This is a genomic window from Actinokineospora sp. NPDC051303 (assembly GCF_055586285.1).
Map to the genome: position 1 here is coordinate 43,322 of NZ_JBVJIN010000037.1, position 17,862 is coordinate 61,183.

The following is a 17,862-nucleotide window of genomic DNA, read 5'->3' on the forward strand; positions in this document are numbered from 1 at the left end:
CGAAGGAAGATCGCCGTGTGAAAGACGGGTGGGATGCCTACGGCCTCACACGTGCGGAGCCAGCTTAGCGATCTTCCTTCTCCCCCGAAGAAACCACTCCACCCCATCGAGCACCTGGCAGCGTTGGGTTTCTGCTGGTAGGTGCTCGGGTTCGCTGTACTTCGCTCCCATTGAGAGCCTGGCAGCTTTGGGTGCCGGTTGGCAGGTGCTCAGGTTCGCCGTACTCCGCTCCCATTGAGAGCCTGGCAGCTTTGGGTGCCGGTTGGCAGGTACTCGGGTTCGCTGTACTCCGGTCCCATCGAAAGCCTGGCAACTCTGGGTGCGGTTGGCAGGAACGCGGTGGCAGGTCGTGGTTCGGGTGGGTAGGTCGTGGTTCGGGTGGTAGGAGGGCGGGTTCGCCGTCTCGCGCTCACTGATACCTGGCAGGGCGAGCTTTGGTTGGTCGGCGGGTGGGGGTGTGCTGTTCCAGCCCAATCGAGAGCTTGGCGGGCGTTTGCGGCGCACAGCACCAAGTCCGGAAAAGCAGTGCGGCACCGGCTGAAAACGACCTCGAACGGCCTTTTCGCCGCCCCACCGCCCCCACAACAAAGCCCCACCCACCCTGGGGGCTGACCCCGCTCCAGTCTATCGGGCCAGGCCGACAATCGGGGCGAGAACGATCTTGCCTGTGGATAACTCGCGATCTTGAACGGGTCGGGCTCGCAGAGGGAGTTGACAGGAGGGGGTACCTGCCTGCTGGTCCTCGGCGGAAGGCTGGGAGTCAGGCGCGGTGGGGGATGGGGAACCAGCGGAGCGCTGCTTCTTGGCGGCCGGATAGTGGCTCGTCTGTGGTGGTGGGGGCTTCGGGTGGGCGGTTGGAATCCCGGTCCGTGGGTATTGGGTGGCGGGTGTCGTAGAGGGTGTTGGTTATGGCGTGGAGGAGGTTCACCACGACGATGGCCGGGGCGATGACCGCCGCCGCGCCGGGGAGTTGGGGTTCCAGGAGGAGGGCGAGGATGATCGCGGTGAGGCCGTTTTGTTGGCCTAGGGCCAGGCGGGTGCGGTCGCCGCGCCAGCGGGGGCGGGTGGTCAAGAGGGTGGCGACCACTGCTTGGGCTAGGAAGGCGGCGACGCCGAGCATTGCGCCGGTGGTGAGGTCGATGCCGTTCACTAGGACTAGGCCGATCGCGAAAGTGCCTGCGTACATGGCTAGCTGGGCGGCTCGATCTAGGTCGCGGTTTAGGCCGGGGCGGTAGAACAGGCCGATCAAGGCCAGGGCCAGTAGCAGGGAGAATTGCACGGCCACCACGCCGACCGCCAGGACCACCGCCACGACTCCGGTTCGGGTGGCGGCGCGGCGGAAGCGGGTTGGCGTGGCGACGGGGCGGAGTCGGGTGGACAGCCGCCACAGGAGGAAGGCCGTGGCTGCCAGGGCCAGGTTCAGCGCGAGGTTCAGGGCGAACGAGCCCAGGCCCGCGCCCAGGAGGGCGGTGTCGCCGGTGCCCAGGACCAGGACGGTCAGGTAGGTGGTGAGCAGCACGGTGATCGGGTCGTCAAACGACGCCCAGGCGGCGAGCAGGGTTTTCGCCGACTCGGACAGGCGGGAGCGGGCGCGCATGGCGGCGACGGACAGTGGGTCTATCTGCGCCACGGCGACGGCGAGTAAGAGGTGTTCGGGGCGGCGGTAGAACAGGTAGAGGAAGCCGAAGATCAGGGCGACCTTGGCCAGCACGCCCAGGGTCACCGCGATCAGGACCGTGCCCCAGTGCCTGCGGAACTCGGACAGCTCGATGCCGCGAGTGCTCGCGTAGAGGCCGAAACCCAGGAGCGCGTTGATGGCGAACACGTACACCGTCGAGGACGCCGCGTCGTCTATGCCGACGAGTTTGGCGACCAACCAGCCGACGGTGACCGCGAGCAGCAGGCTCACGGTGCGGCGAGTGGCGCTCACTTCGGGCCCCCGCGGGCAGGGTTCAGGGTGATTGCGCCGACGCGGTAACTCGCCATCATGCCCTCGCCCGACTCGGGGGATCTCGTTCGACCATAGGGCCGCCGATGATCACGCTCAAGCCCCGATCGGGGTAATCGACCGCCATCGGGGTCAGCCGATCTCGGCCGCCAGCGCCGCCAGGCGGTTATCCGCCACGGTGACGCTGGTCTGGTCGAGGGTGACGCCGAGCAGGTAGCGGCGGAACCCGAGACGGTAGTAGTAGACCGCGCCCATCTCGACGTCGAGGACGACGCGCAGGAGTTTGCCGCCGATGGCGGCGTTGGTGGTGCGGTTGAGGGCGTTCATGAGCGAGCCGACGGACCGGCCGAAGCGCTCGTAGAAGCGGCGGCGGAACTGGGGGTTCACCTCGGTGAAGAAGCGGGCGAGGTCCGGGGCGTCGAAGTGGTCGGTGGAGACCAGGGGCACGTCTTGGTCCCAGTACGACACGTGGTGCAAATCCGCCGGGTTCACCGCCGCCGCGCACAGTCGGGCGACCCTGGTCGTCTCCTCGGTGTCGTCCTCGACCAGCAGGTACGGCTCCGTGGCGGCGGGCGGCGCCGGGCTGAGGTCGCCGGGGGTGTCGAAGCCGCCCGGGTTCAGCGAGGGCAGGCCCTGCTCCCGCCGCAGCCGGGTGACCAGCGCGGACACCACCCGGTCAGCCCGCTCGACCCGGCGGTCGGGCCCGGCCACGGGGTCCGATTCGATCGGGACGACGCCGATGACGTAGCGGGCGGGCACGACGGCCTCGCAGAGCAGCGCGCCTTCCTCCGCGTGCAGCACCGTGCGGATGAGCCTGCCGGTGACGGCGGCCTGCAGGTCGCGGTCGAGCCGGTCGGCGGTGAGGCTGAACTGGCGGCCGAGCCTGCGGAACTCGTCGCGGCGGCTGCCGTCCGGCACGCCGTCCGGGGCTGCCACGGGCTCGCCCAGGGTGTCCAGGGCGAACCCGAAGACCCCGTCGTGGAAGACGGCGAGGTAGGCGAGCCCGCCCAGGGCCATGGCGTCGCGGCAGGCGACCCGGGTCGGCTCGAACTCGGGGCCGAGGTAGTCTGCGGAGTCCTCGTGGACCGCGTCGAGTTCAGGTCCGGGGAACGTCGACATCGATCTCCTTCCACCCGTGGTCGACGCCCTCGCGGGCCAGCCGCAGGTTGTGCTCGCCCGCCACGGTGTACGGGTGGTCCTTGCCGAGGAACTCCAGCGCGTCCGCGTGCGCGGCCTCGGTGGTCTTCACGGCCTGGCCGAGATCGCCCGCGCGGGCCAGCACGAGCCCGTGGTCGAGTTCGGCGGCCAGCGTCCACGGGTGCAGGCCGCCGAGGCGCTCGCGGAGCAGGGTCGCGGCGGTGGCGGTCTCGGTCAGCGCGCCCGCGGTGTCGCCGGTGGCGAGCAGCGCCAAGCCGAGGCCCAGCCCGCACAGCGCGAGGAACGGGTGCGTGGACGGCAGCGCGACCTCCGCGGTGAACCCGTGCAGCGCGCCGCGGGCCAGCTTCACCGCGTACCCGGTGTCGGAGCCCGACAGCCGCAGCGCGGCGGCGTGGCTGAGCCCGCAGGCCAGCGTCTCCGGGTGGTACGGCCCGAGTTCGGCGCGCATGTCGCGCAGGGTGGTGGCGAGGCGGTCGCGGGCGACCCGGTGCCGCTCGGGCCCGATGCGCCGCAGGGCCACCCCGTAGCGCCACTGGGTGGTCAGCTCGGTGTGGTCGGGGCGGGGCCCGCGCTGCTGCAGTACCTGCAGCGCGCCGTGCAGCATGGTCGCGCCGCTGTGGTCGCCGAGTTCGCTGAGGTAGAAGCCGACCTTCGCCTGGGACCACACCGTCTGCGGGTCGGTCGGGCCGAACAGGCGGAGGCGGCGGGCGAAGGTGTCGCGTTCGCGTTCGAGCGCGCTGTTCGGCTCGCCCGCGAGGAACAGCGACAGGGCGAGGTTGTTGGCCGCCATCAGGGTCTGCGGGTGGTCGGCGCCCAGCGCGCGGACGAAACCGAGGTAGGTGAACTCGTCCTCGGTGCGCGCCTCGGTGAACACGCCGAGTCCGCGCAGGTCGGCGCCGCGGCCGCGGGCTGCGATGAGCACCTGCGGGTGCCCGGCCTCGCGGGTTTCCAGTTGGCTGGTAAGCGCTTCCCGGGTGAGCCGCAGCGCGGCGCGCGGGTCGCCCAGCTCGCGGTGCAGGTCGGCGACCTTGCCCGCGAGCCGGACCCGCAGCCAGTCGTCGGCGCCGAACCGGTCGGCCCAGTCGGCGAGCAGCGCGACGCCGGTGGCGAGCGCGGCCCGCTGGACGTCCGGGCGGCGGGTCGCGGCCGCGCGGTGGGTCTGGTTGACCAGCCAGCGGCGGACCTGCGGGTCGGCGCTTTCCAGCGCGCCGGACGTCGCCACGTGCGCGGCGAGTTCGTCGTAGCGCTCGGCCGCGCCGGGCGCGGACATCTCGACCTCGGTCGGCGCGTAGCCAGCCAGGCCCGCGAGGGTGGCGGCCTGCCGGGCGGCGCGCTCGTCGTCGGACATGGCGCCCCGCAGCACCTCCTGGGTCCTGCGGTTCATCCGAAGCTGGTGGTTGTGACCCCAATCGACCCGGAAGAGGCCGTGGCGCTCGCCGAGCCACAGCGCCCGGTCGATCTCGGCGGCGTCCTGGCGCACCGGCTCTGCCTCGGCTGAGGGCACCGCGTCGAGCAGCCGGTCCAGGAACGGGCGGGACCGCAGCAGACCCAGGCTCACGCCCTTGGGCGAGAGGAACGCGCACGCCTGCGCGAGCAGCGCCGCGAGCCTGCCCGGCGCGGTCTCGCGCAGCGCGGCCATGGTGATCGACAGCATCCGCTCGACAATGGGCCCGTCCTGCGTCGCGTTCCACGCGGCCATGACCTGGTCGGCGGCGAGCCGCGCGGAGTCGACGGTGGCCTCGTGGGCCAGCCGGGACGACTCGGCCCGCTCGGCGAGCAGGCAGGCGGCGAGGTCGAGGGCCAGCGGGACGTGCCCGAGCAACCCGGCGATCTCCCGGCCGCGGTCCCAGGTGAGGCCGGGCAGGCGGGCGCGCAGCAGGTCGACGGCCTCGTCCTCGGCCATGCCGCCGAGCCGCAGGCCCTCGGCCTCCGGATCGCGCGTGGTGATCAGGATGTGCCCGGTGTCGCCGTCGGGCAGCAGGTCGGCGACGGCGGCGAGGTCGAGGGCGTCGTCGTAGACGAGCAGGAACCGGCCAGGCGGGCCTTCGCGGCCCAACACGTCGAGGGCGCGGCGGCTGCCGCCGGTGTCGGACCGCTCCCCGGGGAACCGGACGGACAGGTCGTCCAGGCTGGCCTGGGCGGCGGCCCGGTCGTGCGCGGGCACCCACCAGACCAGGCTGTAGTCGTAGCCGAAGCGGTGCGCGTATTCCAGCGCCGCCGCGCTCTTGCCGATGCCGTCCGCGCCGGTGAGGACCGTGACGACCCGACCGTCGCCCGCGCGGAACGTGTCGCGCAGCCGGTCGAGGTCATCGCCGCGGCCGAGGAACGGCCCGGAGCGCGGCGGCAGGTTCACCACGCCGTGCATGGTGGTGCCGGGGACGGGGGTGATCCCGTTTCCGGCGCCGTCGTCGCGGTCGATGAGGGCGAAGTGCCGCAGCAGCCGCCTGCGCAGGTCGCGCGCCTCGGCGCGGGCCGTGGTGGCCGGGATGATCTCCCGGATGTGCCGCGGAATCCGCGCGGCGAGCGCGGCGTCGACCCCGGGCGGGTCGTCCTGGTCGTCGCCGCGGACGAGGACGAGCAGGCCGTCGGCCGGGTCGGCGCCGAGCCAATCGCCCGCGGAGCGCAGGTCCCGGGTCTGCGCGCCCACGTCTTCGAGCCGGGCGCGCACCCAATCGCCCCACGGGCGGTCCTCGGCGCGGTGAGCCACGATCAGGCGGGGTGGCCTGCTCGACACCGGCAGGCCGAACGCGCGGCGGTAGCGGTCGCGCAGCGCGGCGGACGGCGGGACGGGGGCTGGCCCGTTCGCGCCGGTCACGGCCTTGGTGAGGCGGGTGTAGCGGTCCCACAGGTCGCCGTCGGCGGGGTCTTCCGCGAGGGCGGGAAGCATCGGGCGGTGGATTTCCCACGAGCGGTAGGGGACCTCGACCAGGGCGTCGGCCACGGCGTGCCCTCGGCCGAGGAACTGCCGGAACGCGAGGCGAATCCCGGACCACACCTCGCGGCGCCTGCTCTCGCTGGCCGAGTCGAACCGGGTGACCACCGGGATCAGGTCGATATGCACGGGGGTCTTGCCCTGGACCGCCGCGGCGAGCTCAGCGGCGTCGGCGATCTCGCGCAGGCCAGGCGGGAAGCACACCACCGCGATGTCGCTCAGGGTGGCGGCGAGGGCGACCACCCCGGCTCCCGCGCCCTGCGGGACGTTGACCAGCACGTCGTCGTAGCCGAGCGTGGCGAGCGTTCCGCGCAGGTCGGCGATCGGGTCGTGCTCGACGGTGAGCCGGTCGGCCCCGGCGCCCACCGGGACGTCGAACAGCTCCACGAACCCCTCGGCCTCGGGGAACTCCACGCGCGTCACGCCGGTCGCCTGCCCGCCGCCGCGCGCGCGGTGGACGGCGCGCAGAGCGGCGGCGACCTCGGGCGGGCACTCCCGCGCGCCGACGCGGAACGGGCGCAGGTGGTCGAGGACCGCGCGCGACTCCTCGGCCCAGTCCACGACCAGCACCGCGCGGCCCGCCGTGGCGAGCTGCCAGGCGAGGGTCGCCACCACGCCCGAGCGGGCCGCCCCGGTCGTCGCGGCGAGGAAGGCGGCGATCCCGGCTTGGCGCGGCGCGGGCCCCGGGTTGGTCGCTTGCCCCGGGTTGCTCATCGTGTCCCCAATCCGGCGTCGGTCATGGGCGCCGCCTCAGATCGCGTTCTGGAAAGCCGCGTACCGGTCGGGGACCGCGTCGTGCTCGGTCAGTATCCGGCGCAGCGACGCGGCCAGGACGGTGTCGGGCAGGGCGGCCAGGCGATCGAGGTCGAGGCCGGTCACGTCCAGCAGATCGGACTCGTGGACCCGGTGCTCGGCGCCGTGCCCCCCGTCGTCGTCCATGCGCCGCTTCCCCTTCCTGGTTTCGCTGAACCCCCCTCGCACATAGTAGTCCGGAACATCAACATTAGTGACGGATACACCGATCGGACCACCCATGCGGTGGGTTCGGATGTGTTTCATTACCTCGGGGGACCACGCGCGAAGCCGAGGAGAGGGCAGATGACCGACCAGGGCCTGCGGCCGTTTCGCCAGTTCGTGCTCAAGGCGCACAGCCGCTGCAATCTCGCCTGCGATTACTGCTACGTCTACAAAATGGCCGACCAGGGTTGGCGCGCCCAGCCGCACGCGATGTCCCGGGCGACGGTGGAAAACACCGCCGACCGGATCGCCGAACACGTCCGGTCGCACAGCCTGGGAAAAGTCGACGTCGCCCTGCACGGCGGCGAACCGCTGCTGGCGGGCCGAACGCACCTGGCGTGGACCGTTCGGACGCTGCGCGAGCGGGTGCCCGCGCAGGTTCGCGTAACGGTCCAGACCAACGGCACGCTCTTAGACGAGGATTTCCTCCACCTCTTCGCCGATCTAGGCGTGCGGGTAGGTGTGAGCGTCGACGGTGACGCGCGAACCCACGACCACCGCCGCCGCGGCCACGACGGGGCGGGCAGCCACGGCGCGACGGCACGCGGGCTGAGCTTGCTGGCCGCGCCTGAGTTCCGCCCGATCTACGCTGGCCTGCTGTGCGTGGTCGACCTGTCCCACGACCCGCTGGCGACGTACGCGGCGCTGCTGGACCACGAGCCGCCCGCGATCGATCTCCTCCTGCCGCACGGGAACTGGACCGCCCCGCCGCCCCGCCGGACGCCGGGCTCGGCGGAGACCCCGTACGCGGACTGGTTGGGCGCGGTGTTCGACCACTGGTACGCCGCGCCGGTCAAGCGCACCTCGGTGCGGCTGTTCGACGAACTGCTGAACCTGCTTCTCAACGGCCGTTCGGGAGTGGAAAGCATTGGCGCGGCGCCCGCTCAACACGTGGTAGTGCAAACCGACGGCTCTATAGAGCTATCCGACACTCTCGCGTCCGCGTACGACGGCGCCGCCATCACCGGACTGCACGTTTCCCGTGACCCGTTCGACGCGGCCCTTCGGCCGGAACCAGAACGGTCGCGGGTTTGCGCCGCCTGCCCCGAACTAGCCATCTGCGGCGGCGGTCTACCCGCGCACCGTTATCGCGCGGACAACGGATTTACCAACCCGTCGGTCTACTGCCCTGACCTACTGGGTCTTATCCACCATGTCCGCACCCGGCTTACCACCGACCTGGCCGCCCTCCGATGACGCCGTGCGACTCACCCGGCTCCCGCCACCGGCTCAGCACGGCGGACCTCGCCACCCTGGCCCGAGGCGGCGGCGGCAAACCGATCATGCGGACCCTGGTGGCGGCCCGCCGAAGCCGCACGCTGCAACTGATCCGCCTCTTAGCCAGCCACAACGTCTTAACCAGGTCTGCCTGGAACCTCTTAGCCGAAGTCCGCCGCCACTCCCCCGAAGCCGCCGACCGCGTGCTGGACTCCCCTTCAGTGGGGGCGTGGGCGACTCGAACTGTGTTAGCCCTCCGTCGAAATGTTCAAGCCCGCCCGGAAGACCTGGCTTATATCGCGGCGGCGGCGGCTATTCGCGGCGAAGTCGACGCGGTCGTGGAGCTGCCGCCGTGTTCCCAGCCCGTGCTCCCGTCGCTCGGCGTCCTCCGCACTCCGATTTCCGGCCCGGTAACCACATCGACGCTCGCCTGGACGCCGGACCCGGAAATCACCCTTCCCGGCGAAGTCACCTTCACGATCCACCGCCGCTGGCCCACCCCGCCCGCGGGCGACCTCCACTTGGCCCGCTCGGTGGACATTCCCGAGTGGCAGGACCGAATCGCCCGCGCCTGGGCCCTGCTGCGCGCCCACCACCCAGAGGTCGCCGACGAGCTGTCCACCGGCGTCACCGTGCTCGCCCCCTTGGAGCCAGCGGCGGACGGGGTCAGCAGCGTGACCATGTCGGACGCGTTCGGCTGCCTGTTCCTGTCCCTCGGCCCCGACGACACCACCGTCGCGGTGACCCTGGCCCACGAGGTCCAGCACACCAAACTGGTGGCCCTCATGGATTTGTTCCCGCTGGTCGACCCTGCCCACACGGCCCGCTACTACGCCCCATGGCGCGCCGACCCGCGCCCGATCACCGGCCTGCTCCACGGCACCTACGCCTACCTTGGCGTGACCGCGTTCTGGCGAGCACACCGAGCCGTGGAACCCCACAGCCAAGCGGGCCGCGAGTTCGCCCGCTGGCGAGCCGGTTCCCTCCTGGGCTGCCGAACCCTGCTCGCCAGCGGCGGCCTGACCGACGTGGGCCGGGAGTTCGTCACCGGAATGACCGCCACTTTGACGGAGTGGGCCGACGAACCCGTCGCCCCAGCCGACCGCACCGCGGCCTTCCGACTACTCGCCGAACACCGCGAGCACTGGCTCACCCGAAACTCGTAGCGGTGGACCATTGGCATGGCAGCGAAGTCGCCGCGAACGTGCGCTCAGGTCGCGAAGAACAGGGAGCGAGCAGTGTCCACACGGGAGGAGTCGATTCCGTTGGCGGTGTAGTCGAGTTGTTCGCGGCCCGCCCAGTCGGGGATGGGGCCTTCAGGGGTGGCGAGGTGTTGGTAGCCGGTGCCGTTCCAGCCGAATTGGTAGATGCGGTGGGGGTCGGGGTAGAAGGGGGTGTGGTCGCCGCCCTTGGTGAGTTGTTTGGTTAGGGTGTTGTTGAAGAAGACGTTCTGGGGGCCGGTCGCGCCGGACCACTTGACCGCTTTGGCGCCTGCTCCCCACCAAATCGGGTACCAGGTTGACTCGTCGGTCTCCGCTCCGGCCTCGCCGCCGCAGTTGGTTCGGCAGTTGCCGGGGCGGTGCTCGAAAGGAACGCGGACGGTGTTCTGCTCGAAGAGGTTGCGGCGTTCCCAGCCGCCGTGGAGGTTGAGGTCGCTGTCGAAGTCGTTGGCGGTCACGACGTTGTTGGATGCGGACCACTGGAAGGTGAAGTGACGGAGGTTTCGGGTGATGTTGCCCGCGTAGAGGGAGTCCCAGACCCGGGAGCCGCGGAAGTAGCCGTTGCCGCCCTTGCCTTTGTTCCACGCGCCATTGAGGTTCGTGCCGACGATCTCCAGGTTCTTGGCTTCCTCGGTGACAATCGGGTGGGAGCCGGTCAGGTAGGTGGCGACGCCGCGCACCCAGCAGTCGACGGCCCATTTGACGACTATGCCGTTCAGCGCGTCTTCCGGGGACACGTTGCCGTAGTCGTGGGTGGTGGCGGCGGGGTCGCGGTCGGGGACGACCTGGGTGATGTGGAAGCCCTCCAAGCCGACACCGACGGCCGGGTCGACCAACGGGGAAGCCTTGGAATCATAGGTCTTGTTATCGATCTCGGCGGAACCGTCCGAAGTAGAGCTTACCGGCAGGTCGAACTCCAAGGGCTTGTCGATGGTGATGGTGCGGGCGGCCTGGTCGACGGCGGCGATGGCGAAAATCTGTTGGCGCGTATGCGTGTTCCGGGGCTTGCCGGACTGCGCCTCCTGCGCCCGTTAGAAGCCGACCGAGTCCGCGGCCCGGATGTTGACGTAGCCGCCGCCAGCGAAATGGTCCCACTCCACCTTGCCCGCCAGGTGGACGACGGTGTCTCCCGACCGCGCGGAGAACCCTGGGTCGCCGTCCTTGGCGCGTAGTTTCGCGCCTGCCTTCCAGTGCGCGTTCACGCTGCCCTCGAACAGGTCCTTGCGGTTGGCGGGGGCGGACTCGTAGTCCTCCCGGTAATCCTCGTGCACCGCGGCGGACTGGATCCGGAACAGGCCCCGGCCCGGCCACAGCCAGCCGCCATTGCCGCTCTCGTAGCCCATCTCGTCGGGGTCCCAGGCGCTGCCGTCCTTGGTGAGTCCGTCGTAGCGGGTGTTCTCGTCGGGGCGGAAGACGAACCGGGTGCCGGTCGCGGGGTCCGCGCCCGCGCCGCGGATGACCAGGTAGTCCGCGTCGACCCGGAGTTGGCGGGTCACGTCGAGGACGCCCGCGGGCAGGGTGATCAGGGACAGCCGGTCGTAGGACGCGGACGGCGAGCACTCCCGCTTCACCTTGTCGATCGCCGCTTGCAGGCCGTCCGTGTCATCCTGGTTGTCGTTCGGGGTGACGGCGGGGGCGACTCGGCACCGGGGGTCGACATCGGCGTCGGTGGGCAGGCCCGCGCCCTGCCGGTAGCCCGCCTTGGACCAGTCGGGCAGGCCGGGGATGGGCGGCCTGCGCTTGGCCGTGTCGACGGCGGGCAGGGCCGCGGTGACCAGCGGCGGCACGGCGGGCACGGTCCACGGCCGGGTGTCCCGGGCCCCCGCGGACTTGTCCTCGGGCCAACGGACGACCACCACGACGCTCACCGCGGCGAGGACGATCACCGCCAGCACACCGAGCAGCACGCGCTTCCGACCGGACATGACATCTCCCCCTGTCAGACCAATAACAGGAGTGAGACTGGTTCAGACCTTGACCGGTTCCCGTTGCCGCACCGTGGAAAGCACCAGCAGCGCCGCGCCCGCCAGCAGCAGCACGGCCGAGACGCCCTGACCGGCTGGGCCGATGATCTTGTCCAGGTCCAGCGCGCCGTCCGGGCCGGATCGGACGAAGCCGAGCGCGTGGGAGACGCCGACAGCGGCGGTGGTGGCCAGCGCGCCGAGTGAGGGCAGGTCCGGGAACGCGGTGGCCGACACCGCGCCGACCGCGGCGACGGCCGCGGTGGCCAGGCCGAGGAAGATCCAGGCCAGCGGCACGCCGAAGTCCTTGCCGCCGATCTGGGAGGCCATCGCGGCGACTGGCAGCGCGGCGACGGCGACGACCGGCGGCGCCGCCCAGGCCACCCGGGTGGCGGCGACCGCGCCTGCCAGGACGCCCGCGAGCGCGATCGGCCACGCGTACCAGACCTCGCCGGTGGCTGTGGAGTGCAGCAGCACCAGCATCGGCACCGGGGCGGCGAGGACGGCGCCGAGCGCGCCGACGAACGCCCAGTCGCGCCCGCCGCCCGCGATCGCCGCCGCGGCGAGCAGGACTCCGACCACGCCGCCGACCTGGGTGCCGAGGATTTCCGCGCCGCGCAACGCGACCACCGCGGTCGGCACGGCCGTGAGCAGCACGATCACCGCGGCGACCGGCCGGGTCCTGCCCCAGGTCGCGCCCCCGCCCGCGCGCAGCGCCGCGCCCACCGTCACCAACGCCATCCCGACCGCGGGCACGGCCGGGTCCACCCCGCGCAGGACGCCGGTGACCGACACGCCGAAGTAGCCCGCGCAGGCCGCGACCCCGGCCAGCACCGCGTAGCGGGGCCGCTCGGACATCAGCCGCTGCACCGCGCCGAGGACCCCGACGAGCAACACCCCCGCGGCGGCGGCGAGCACGCACGCCCACCCCGCCGACATGGCCAGCTCCCCGGACGGCGTCGCGCCCCGCAGCCGCACCGACAGCCCGCCGCTGGGCGGCGCGTCGACGGCGAGCGCCACCGCGACCCCGACCGCCCCGGCGACCAGCGCCCACCGCCACCACCGCGCCAGCACGACGGCGACCGCGGTCGCGACCGCCCCGCTCACCGCGACCGCGAGCTGCGCCCCCACCGCCCGCGGCGAGTCGATCCCGGTCCACAACAGGAAGTCCACCGACTGCGGCGCCCCGGCGAGCCCGAGCAGCACCACTCCCGCCACGGCGGCGACGACCGCCCACACGACCACACGGTCCCCGGGTTTCGACATGACCAAGAAGCTAGGGCATGTCGCGCGCGATTCACCCGATAACCCGCGACCTGGCTCACACCGTCACCATGGGTGACCACGCCGATCAGGAATCCACCGGCAGTCCGCAGTGGAAGAGCAGGACCCGCAGCCGCTCCGGGGCGACCACCGGCGCCACGGCCGTCACCAGGACCGACAGCTCCGCCACCTGGGCCTCCGTCGGACGGGAGTAGGCCGTGGCGATCTCGCGGTCCAGCCAGGCGCGGAGGTCGGCGTGCGCGCGGGCGCGCAGGGACGGGTCCGGGTCGCTCAGCAGGCGCAGGGTGGCAATCAGGCGAGTCCAGGCGCCGCCCGCGCGGAGCAGGTGGTACGCGGCCGTGCGGACATGTGGCGCGGTGTGGCCCATGAGCCGCCGCAGCGCGGTCTGGTCCAGCGGCTGCCCGGTCAGGGACGCGACCACCTGACGGGTCACCGGCGGTGACGGGTCGGTGAGCAGCGGCCACAGCGTCGCCGCCGCCGTGACGCCGCGGGCGCGGAGGGCGCGCACCGCCTCGGCGCGGCCGCGCGGCAGCGGGTGCGCCAGCAGCGGCAGCAGCAGGTCGGGGTCGCCGCCGGTCTCGCCGTAGCCCGCGATGGCGCCGGGGCTGACGGGCCGCCTGCCGATGAGCGCGCGGTAGTGCGGCGCCGGGTCGACGCCCGCGCGGCGCAGGGCCGCTTGGGCGGTCATGCGGACGACGCCGCTGCGGTCGGGGAGCGCGGCGACAGCGGGAGCGAGGTCGCCCGCGTCCGCGAGGGCGCTCACGGCCCCGGCCCGGACGTTGGCCGCGCCCCCGGTGAGCAAGCGGCGGGGGACGGCGGTGTCGCCGGTGGCCCGCGCGATCCGCAGCGCCGCGTCGGCGCAGAGCACGCGCGTCGGCAAGTCGGGGTCCGTCTTGGCGGTGCGCATGAGCTGGGCGAGGTCGAGCCTGTTGACGCCGAGCAGGTGCGCGACGCGGCGGGTGCGCCCGTCCGGCGAGGCGACCGCAGCCGTGAGCACGTCGGGCGGCCCGTCGCGGAGCAGGTCCCGCAGCTCGCGGTCGAGCCACGCGCCCCGGTCGCGGTTCGCCAGGGCGAAGGCCACCGGGGCAGCAGCGCGGAGCGCGGCGGCCGGGTCGTCCCGCAGCCGCCGCAGGCACTCCTGGCGCGCGCGGTCGCGGACCTGGAGCACCCGGTCGGCGGCGCGCAGGGCGAGGGCGGGGAGCGCGATCTCGTGCGGCACGGCGGCAAGCCTGATCACGGCCGCTTCCCGGACGTGCCCGTCCGAGTGACCGGCGGCGAGCACAAGGTTCACCTGGTCGAGGTCGCCCGCCAGCAGACCGTTCACCGCCCGCTCGTGCCACCAGGTCGTGCGCCACCAACCGTGGCGAGTGTGGGTGTCGAGCGCGAGCCACACGTCACTGCCCGCAGTCGCCAGCCACGCCGCCACCCCCGGCGGCTGGGGCGCCGCGCCCGCGGCGAGCAGCAGCCGCGCGACCTCGGTGCGGGCGCCATCCGCGTCCCGAGGCCGTTCCCCGGCGCGGTACAGCGGCCAGTCAGGTGTGCCCAAGCGGGCCCGCAGGCGGGCGGTCAGCCGAGGGCCGAGGTCGTTCACGGGTCCTCCTGCCCACGACGAGACCCGTGATCCTGCCGCACCCGCCCGCCCTGGCGCTCCCTATTTCGGCAGCCCCGTTGTCGGCTTGTCGGCGGGGGGATGGGCGTGCGGGTCGTGCGACCACAACCACAGCAGCTGCATGCCGGGAACGGTCACTTCCATCGCCGTGCCGTCGCGCCGGGACCGGATGTAGCCGTGGGCCGACAGGCTCCGCAGCCAGCGGGCGGTCACCGCGGGCACACCCGTCGCGCTGCGGCCCTGGGCCGCCGCGCGGAGGATGCCAAACGCGACGGGGTCGAAGTCGAGCATTTCCGCCACCTCCTGATGATCTGGGACTACCCGAGAATCGCTATCGGACACCTCCAGACGGGTGATCTCGGCGAAAGATCGGTGACCACACGATCGAGCGACGCAACGGTTGGCCGACGGCAATCTTGGGTAACTCGACCGGGTTGTTCCGGGGAGACCGTCCTGAAAGGAGTGCGCTGACGATGACGCGGCTTGCGGCGGCTCGGAAGGTGGTCGAGATATCCCGCGCGGACACTCTGCGGCTCGTGGGCCGGGTGGGGCTCCCGTTGGTCGCGAAAGGACTGATCGTGCGGAGACCGCGCACGGTGGGGCTGCTCGCGCGGCTGGGCGCCGACCAGTGGCTCGTGACCGAGCTGCGGCGCCTGCGCGAGCGCTACGGCCCGGCGCTGCTGGTCCTGCGCCTGCCCCGGCGCACCGTGGCCATCCCGCTCGACGCGCACGACGTGGAACGGATCCTGCGGGACACGCCTGCCACGTTCAGCCCCGCGAACCGGGAGAAGGAAGGCGCGCTCGGCCACTTCCAGCCGCACGGGGTGCTGATCTCCGAGGGCGAGGACCGGGTGGACCGGCGCTGGTTCACCGAACGGGTGTTGGACACCCCGCACGAGTTGCACCGGCTGGCGTACCCGATGAACGCGGTGATCCGGCAGGAGTGCGCGCGGCTGCTCGCCGACCGCGCCGAGCTAGCCTGGCCGGAGTTCGCGGACACCTGGTGGCGGATGGTGCGCCGGATCGTGCTCGGCGACGGGGCCCGCGACGACGACGAGCTGATGTCGCTGCTGCACGCCCTGCGCTCGGACGGCAACTGGTCCTATCTGCGGCCCGCCCGCACGCGGGTCCGCGTCCGGTTCCAGCGGCGGCTGCGCGCCCACCTCGACCGCACCGAGCCGGGCAGTCTCGCGGGCCTGGTGGCCTCGGTCTGCGGGCCGAGGACGGACCCGCTGAGCCAGGTCGCGCACTGGCTGTTCGCCTTCGACGCGGCGGGCATGACCGCGGCCAGGACGGTGGCCCTGCTCGCCACCCACCCCGACGTGCTGCGCCGGGTCCGCGACGAGCACGCCCACGGCGAGCCGGGCGAGCCCCAGCCGCTGCGGGTGACCAGGGCGGCGGTGCTGGAGACCCTGCGCCTGTGGCCCACGACGCCCGCCATCCTGCGGGACTCGACCGTCGACACCGACTGGTCGGCCACTCCCCTGCCGCGCGGGACGACGTTCGTGGTGCTGACCCCCTACTTCCACCGCGACGAGCAGACCCTGAGCTACGCCAACACCTTCACCCCCGACGCCTGGCTGGACGGCCGAGCCGCGAGCACCCCGACTCTCCTGCCGTTCAGCGCGGGCCCCGCGACCTGCCCGGGGCGCAACCTGGTGCTGCACGTGATCGCCACAACCGTGGCCACCATGGTCGCCGACACGGATTTCACGGTCGTCTCGCGTCAGCGCCTCACCCCCCTGCCCGCCACCCTCGACCCGTTCCACCTGCGGTTCACGACAACCCGGCGCCACTGAGCGACTCGCGCCGCGCGCGCGGAAGCAGCAACGGCGTGGCCAACAGGAGCACCCCCGCGACCGCGACCGCCACCCGAACGCTGGTGACCATCGCCAGCACACCCCACAGGGCCGTCAACCCGGCGGTGGCGACCTTGCCCGTGATCGACCACGCGGACAACGTGCGAACGATTCGGTCGTCCGGGATCTGTTCAAGCCGGTAGGTGGCGAACACCGGGTTGAACACCCCGATGCACACGACCAAGCAGAACTGCACCGCGATGACGAGCACCAGTCCCCCGATCCCCGACCCGACAAAGGCCAACCCCAGCGGCCAACACGCCCGCAACGCCCCGGCCCCAACCATCACCTGACGCCGCCCGAAGCGCGCCACCAGCCTCCCAGCCAGCCACGCGCCGACAAGTCCCCCCACGCAGGGCACCCCGAACGCCACCCCGTACTGCCACGGCGCGAACCCCAGTTGACCAAGCATGAGAACCGCCATCAGCGGCGCCGAAGCCATGATCAACCCATTAACCAGAACGGTATTGCAAAACAACATCCGCAACGTCGAATGCCCCAGAATATGCCGCCACCCCACCACCAGATCCCCCACCCGCAGCCGCGCCCCCGCACCACGCTCCGGCCGCGCCTCCCCACCCCCGATCGCCCGAATCCCCACGGCCGACAGCACATAGCTCACCGCGTTGACGACCACCACGGTCATCGGCCCGAACAACCCGACCGCCACCCCACCAAGCGGCGGCCCCAACGCCGTGGCGGTCCAGTTAGTCGACTCAAGCCGCCCATTAGCAACCAACAGATCCTCGGGCGCCACCAGCCCCTTCAAACACGCCCCACTGGCCGCCATGAACACGATGTCAGCCACCGCGACCACCACCGAGACAACCAGCAACTGCCCAAACCCCAGCCACCCCAGCCCAAACGCCACCGGAACACTGACCACCGCCACAAACCGAACCAGGTCCATAGCGATCATCACCGCCCTTTTCCGGCGGAACTCCACCCACGGCCCAACCGGCACCGCGACAACCGCCCCCACCGCGAGCCCCACAGCCGCCAGCGCCGACACCGCACCAGCCCCCACATCCAGAACAAGAATCGCAATCAACGCGAACGCGTCAAAAGCCAGCCGAGTCCCGAACACACTCAACGCATACGAGGTCCACAACCACCCGAACCCCCGCCCCAACGACCGCCCACCCATCCTCCCGCCCCCCTGTCGCCTCCTCAGCCGCCACCAGATCGAAGCGACCACGGCACAGGCAAGTCAACTCAGGAACCCAACCGGTCCACAGGGTTGAGTGCGCTAAAGGTGGTGGATGCCCTGGTAGGACGGGCACCTGGATGGCGGCTTGGCACCCGGCCGGACAGCTTGGCAGGCGGCGAGGCGGCTTGGCAGACGGCCGGACAGCTCGGCAGGTAGCGGGGCAGCCGGGCGGCTTGGCAGGCGGCGAGGCCGCTTGGCAGACGGCCGGACAGCTGGGCGGGTAGCGGGGCAGCTTGACAGTGGTGGCTCGGCAGCCAGGCCGAACCTACGCCCGCCCAGCGCTCGACGGTGCGGAATGAGTAGCGAACCCGCCCCCACGAAGCCGCACGAACCCTGCCCAGTGCTCGATGGGGAGGGTTATTCAGAAGTCGATCATGCCCTTGAGCAGGGCAACAGCCCCGCCGGTAGGGTCGTGTCCTTCCACAGAAACGATCTTTGGCGGGGCT

The 17,862-nt window shown here is 72.0% G+C and carries 13 protein-coding genes; 3 read left to right on the forward strand and 10 right to left on the reverse strand.

The window, feature by feature from the left end; all coding sequences use genetic code 11:
* Window positions 1–760: 760 nt before the first annotated feature.
* The 4 genes from ACZ6SD_RS24410 to fxsA form a co-directional block, all read right to left on the reverse strand.
* On the reverse strand, window positions 761–1,930 hold the full coding sequence (locus tag ACZ6SD_RS24410) for a cation:proton antiporter family protein (RefSeq protein ID WP_465319300.1): 1,170 nt from the start codon (window positions 1,928–1,930) through the stop codon (window positions 761–763).
* Between the two features lie 150 nt (window positions 1,931–2,080).
* Window positions 2,081–3,067, reverse strand: coding sequence for a hypothetical protein (locus ACZ6SD_RS24415; protein ID WP_465319301.1), 987 nt, complete (start codon window positions 3,065–3,067; stop codon window positions 2,081–2,083).
* Window positions 3,045–6,752, reverse strand: a complete 3,708-nt coding sequence (fxsT, locus tag ACZ6SD_RS24420) for an FxSxx-COOH system tetratricopeptide repeat protein (RefSeq protein ID WP_465319302.1) — start codon at window positions 6,750–6,752, stop codon at window positions 3,045–3,047. Before fxsT ends, ACZ6SD_RS24415 begins: the two co-directional genes overlap by 23 nt.
* A 36-nt stretch (window positions 6,753–6,788) precedes the next feature.
* Window positions 6,789–6,977: an FxSxx-COOH cyclophane-containing RiPP peptide gene (gene fxsA, locus ACZ6SD_RS24425; RefSeq protein WP_465319303.1), complete on the reverse strand. Its 189-nt coding sequence runs from the start codon at window positions 6,975–6,977 to the stop codon at window positions 6,789–6,791.
* A gap of 159 nt (window positions 6,978–7,136) precedes the next feature.
* Here fxsA and ACZ6SD_RS24430 point away from each other — a divergent pair, with 159 nt between their 5' ends.
* Window positions 7,137–8,252 carry an FxsB family cyclophane-forming radical SAM/SPASM peptide maturase gene (locus ACZ6SD_RS24430; RefSeq protein ID WP_465319304.1) on the forward strand — a complete coding sequence of 372 codons (1,116 nt, stop codon included), beginning with the start codon at window positions 7,137–7,139 and terminating at the stop codon, window positions 8,250–8,252.
* Window positions 8,249–9,439 carry an aKG-HExxH-type peptide beta-hydroxylase gene (locus ACZ6SD_RS24435; RefSeq protein WP_465319305.1) on the forward strand — a complete coding sequence of 397 codons (1,191 nt, stop codon included), beginning with the start codon at window positions 8,249–8,251 and terminating at the stop codon, window positions 9,437–9,439. Before ACZ6SD_RS24430 ends, ACZ6SD_RS24435 begins: the two co-directional genes overlap by 4 nt.
* A gap of 44 nt (window positions 9,440–9,483) precedes the next feature.
* Here ACZ6SD_RS24435 and ACZ6SD_RS24440 read toward each other — a convergent pair whose 3' ends face one another.
* The 5 genes from ACZ6SD_RS24440 to ACZ6SD_RS24460 all read right to left on the reverse strand — a co-directional run bounded on the left by ACZ6SD_RS24440 (window position 9,484) and on the right by ACZ6SD_RS24460 (window position 14,647).
* Entirely contained in the window at window positions 9,484–10,413 is a 930-nt protein-coding gene (locus tag ACZ6SD_RS24440; RefSeq protein ID WP_465319306.1) for a hypothetical protein, read from the reverse strand.
* Between the two features lie 111 nt (window positions 10,414–10,524).
* On the reverse strand, window positions 10,525–11,418 hold the full coding sequence (locus tag ACZ6SD_RS24445) for a hypothetical protein (RefSeq protein ID WP_465319307.1): 894 nt from the start codon (window positions 11,416–11,418) through the stop codon (window positions 10,525–10,527).
* Window positions 11,419–11,460: 42 nt separating this feature from the next.
* Window positions 11,461–12,720 (reverse strand): hypothetical protein, encoded by a 1,260-nt coding sequence (locus ACZ6SD_RS24450; protein ID WP_465319308.1) that lies wholly within the window; start codon window positions 12,718–12,720, stop codon window positions 11,461–11,463.
* A gap of 85 nt (window positions 12,721–12,805) precedes the next feature.
* Entirely contained in the window at window positions 12,806–14,329 is a 1,524-nt protein-coding gene (locus tag ACZ6SD_RS24455; RefSeq protein ID WP_465319309.1) for a hypothetical protein, read from the reverse strand.
* A gap of 60 nt (window positions 14,330–14,389) precedes the next feature.
* On the reverse strand, window positions 14,390–14,647 hold the full coding sequence (locus ACZ6SD_RS24460) for a hypothetical protein (RefSeq protein WP_465319310.1): 258 nt from the start codon (window positions 14,645–14,647) through the stop codon (window positions 14,390–14,392).
* A 173-nt stretch (window positions 14,648–14,820) separates the two neighbouring features.
* Between ACZ6SD_RS24460 and ACZ6SD_RS24465 the strand changes: the two genes are divergently transcribed.
* Complete coding sequence (locus ACZ6SD_RS24465) at window positions 14,821–16,146, forward strand: cytochrome P450 (RefSeq protein WP_465319311.1); 1,326 nt, start codon at window positions 14,821–14,823, stop codon at window positions 16,144–16,146.
* Here the strand turns inward: ACZ6SD_RS24465 and ACZ6SD_RS24470 are convergent.
* On the reverse strand, window positions 16,124–17,353 hold the full coding sequence (locus ACZ6SD_RS24470) for an MFS transporter (protein WP_465319312.1): 1,230 nt from the start codon (window positions 17,351–17,353) through the stop codon (window positions 16,124–16,126). The two genes, ACZ6SD_RS24465 and ACZ6SD_RS24470, sit on opposite strands and share 23 nt — an antisense overlap.
* Window positions 17,354–17,862 lie beyond the last annotated feature (509 nt).

Excerpts from the sequence above, each read along its gene's own strand:
- ACZ6SD_RS24415 (WP_465319301.1), bottom strand. The coding sequence starts at position 3,067 with ATGTCGACGTTCCCCGGACCTGAACTCGACGCGGTCCACGAGGACTCC.
- fxsT (WP_465319302.1), bottom strand. The coding sequence starts at position 6,752 with ATGAGCAACCCGGGGCAAGCGACCAACCCGGGGCCCGCGCCGCGCCAA.
- fxsA (WP_465319303.1), bottom strand. The coding sequence starts at position 6,977 with ATGGACGACGACGGGGGGCACGGCGCCGAGCACCGGGTCCACGAGTCC.
- ACZ6SD_RS24430 (WP_465319304.1), top strand. The coding sequence starts at position 7,137 with ATGACCGACCAGGGCCTGCGGCCGTTTCGCCAGTTCGTGCTCAAGGCG.
- ACZ6SD_RS24435 (WP_465319305.1), top strand. The coding sequence starts at position 8,249 with ATGACGCCGTGCGACTCACCCGGCTCCCGCCACCGGCTCAGCACGGCG.
- ACZ6SD_RS24445 (WP_465319307.1), bottom strand. The coding sequence starts at position 11,418 with ATGTCCGGTCGGAAGCGCGTGCTGCTCGGTGTGCTGGCGGTGATCGTC.
- ACZ6SD_RS24450 (WP_465319308.1), bottom strand. The coding sequence starts at position 12,720 with ATGTCGAAACCCGGGGACCGTGTGGTCGTGTGGGCGGTCGTCGCCGCC.
- ACZ6SD_RS24465 (WP_465319311.1), top strand. The coding sequence starts at position 14,821 with ATGACGCGGCTTGCGGCGGCTCGGAAGGTGGTCGAGATATCCCGCGCG.
- ACZ6SD_RS24470 (WP_465319312.1), bottom strand. The coding sequence starts at position 17,353 with ATGGGTGGGCGGTCGTTGGGGCGGGGGTTCGGGTGGTTGTGGACCTCG.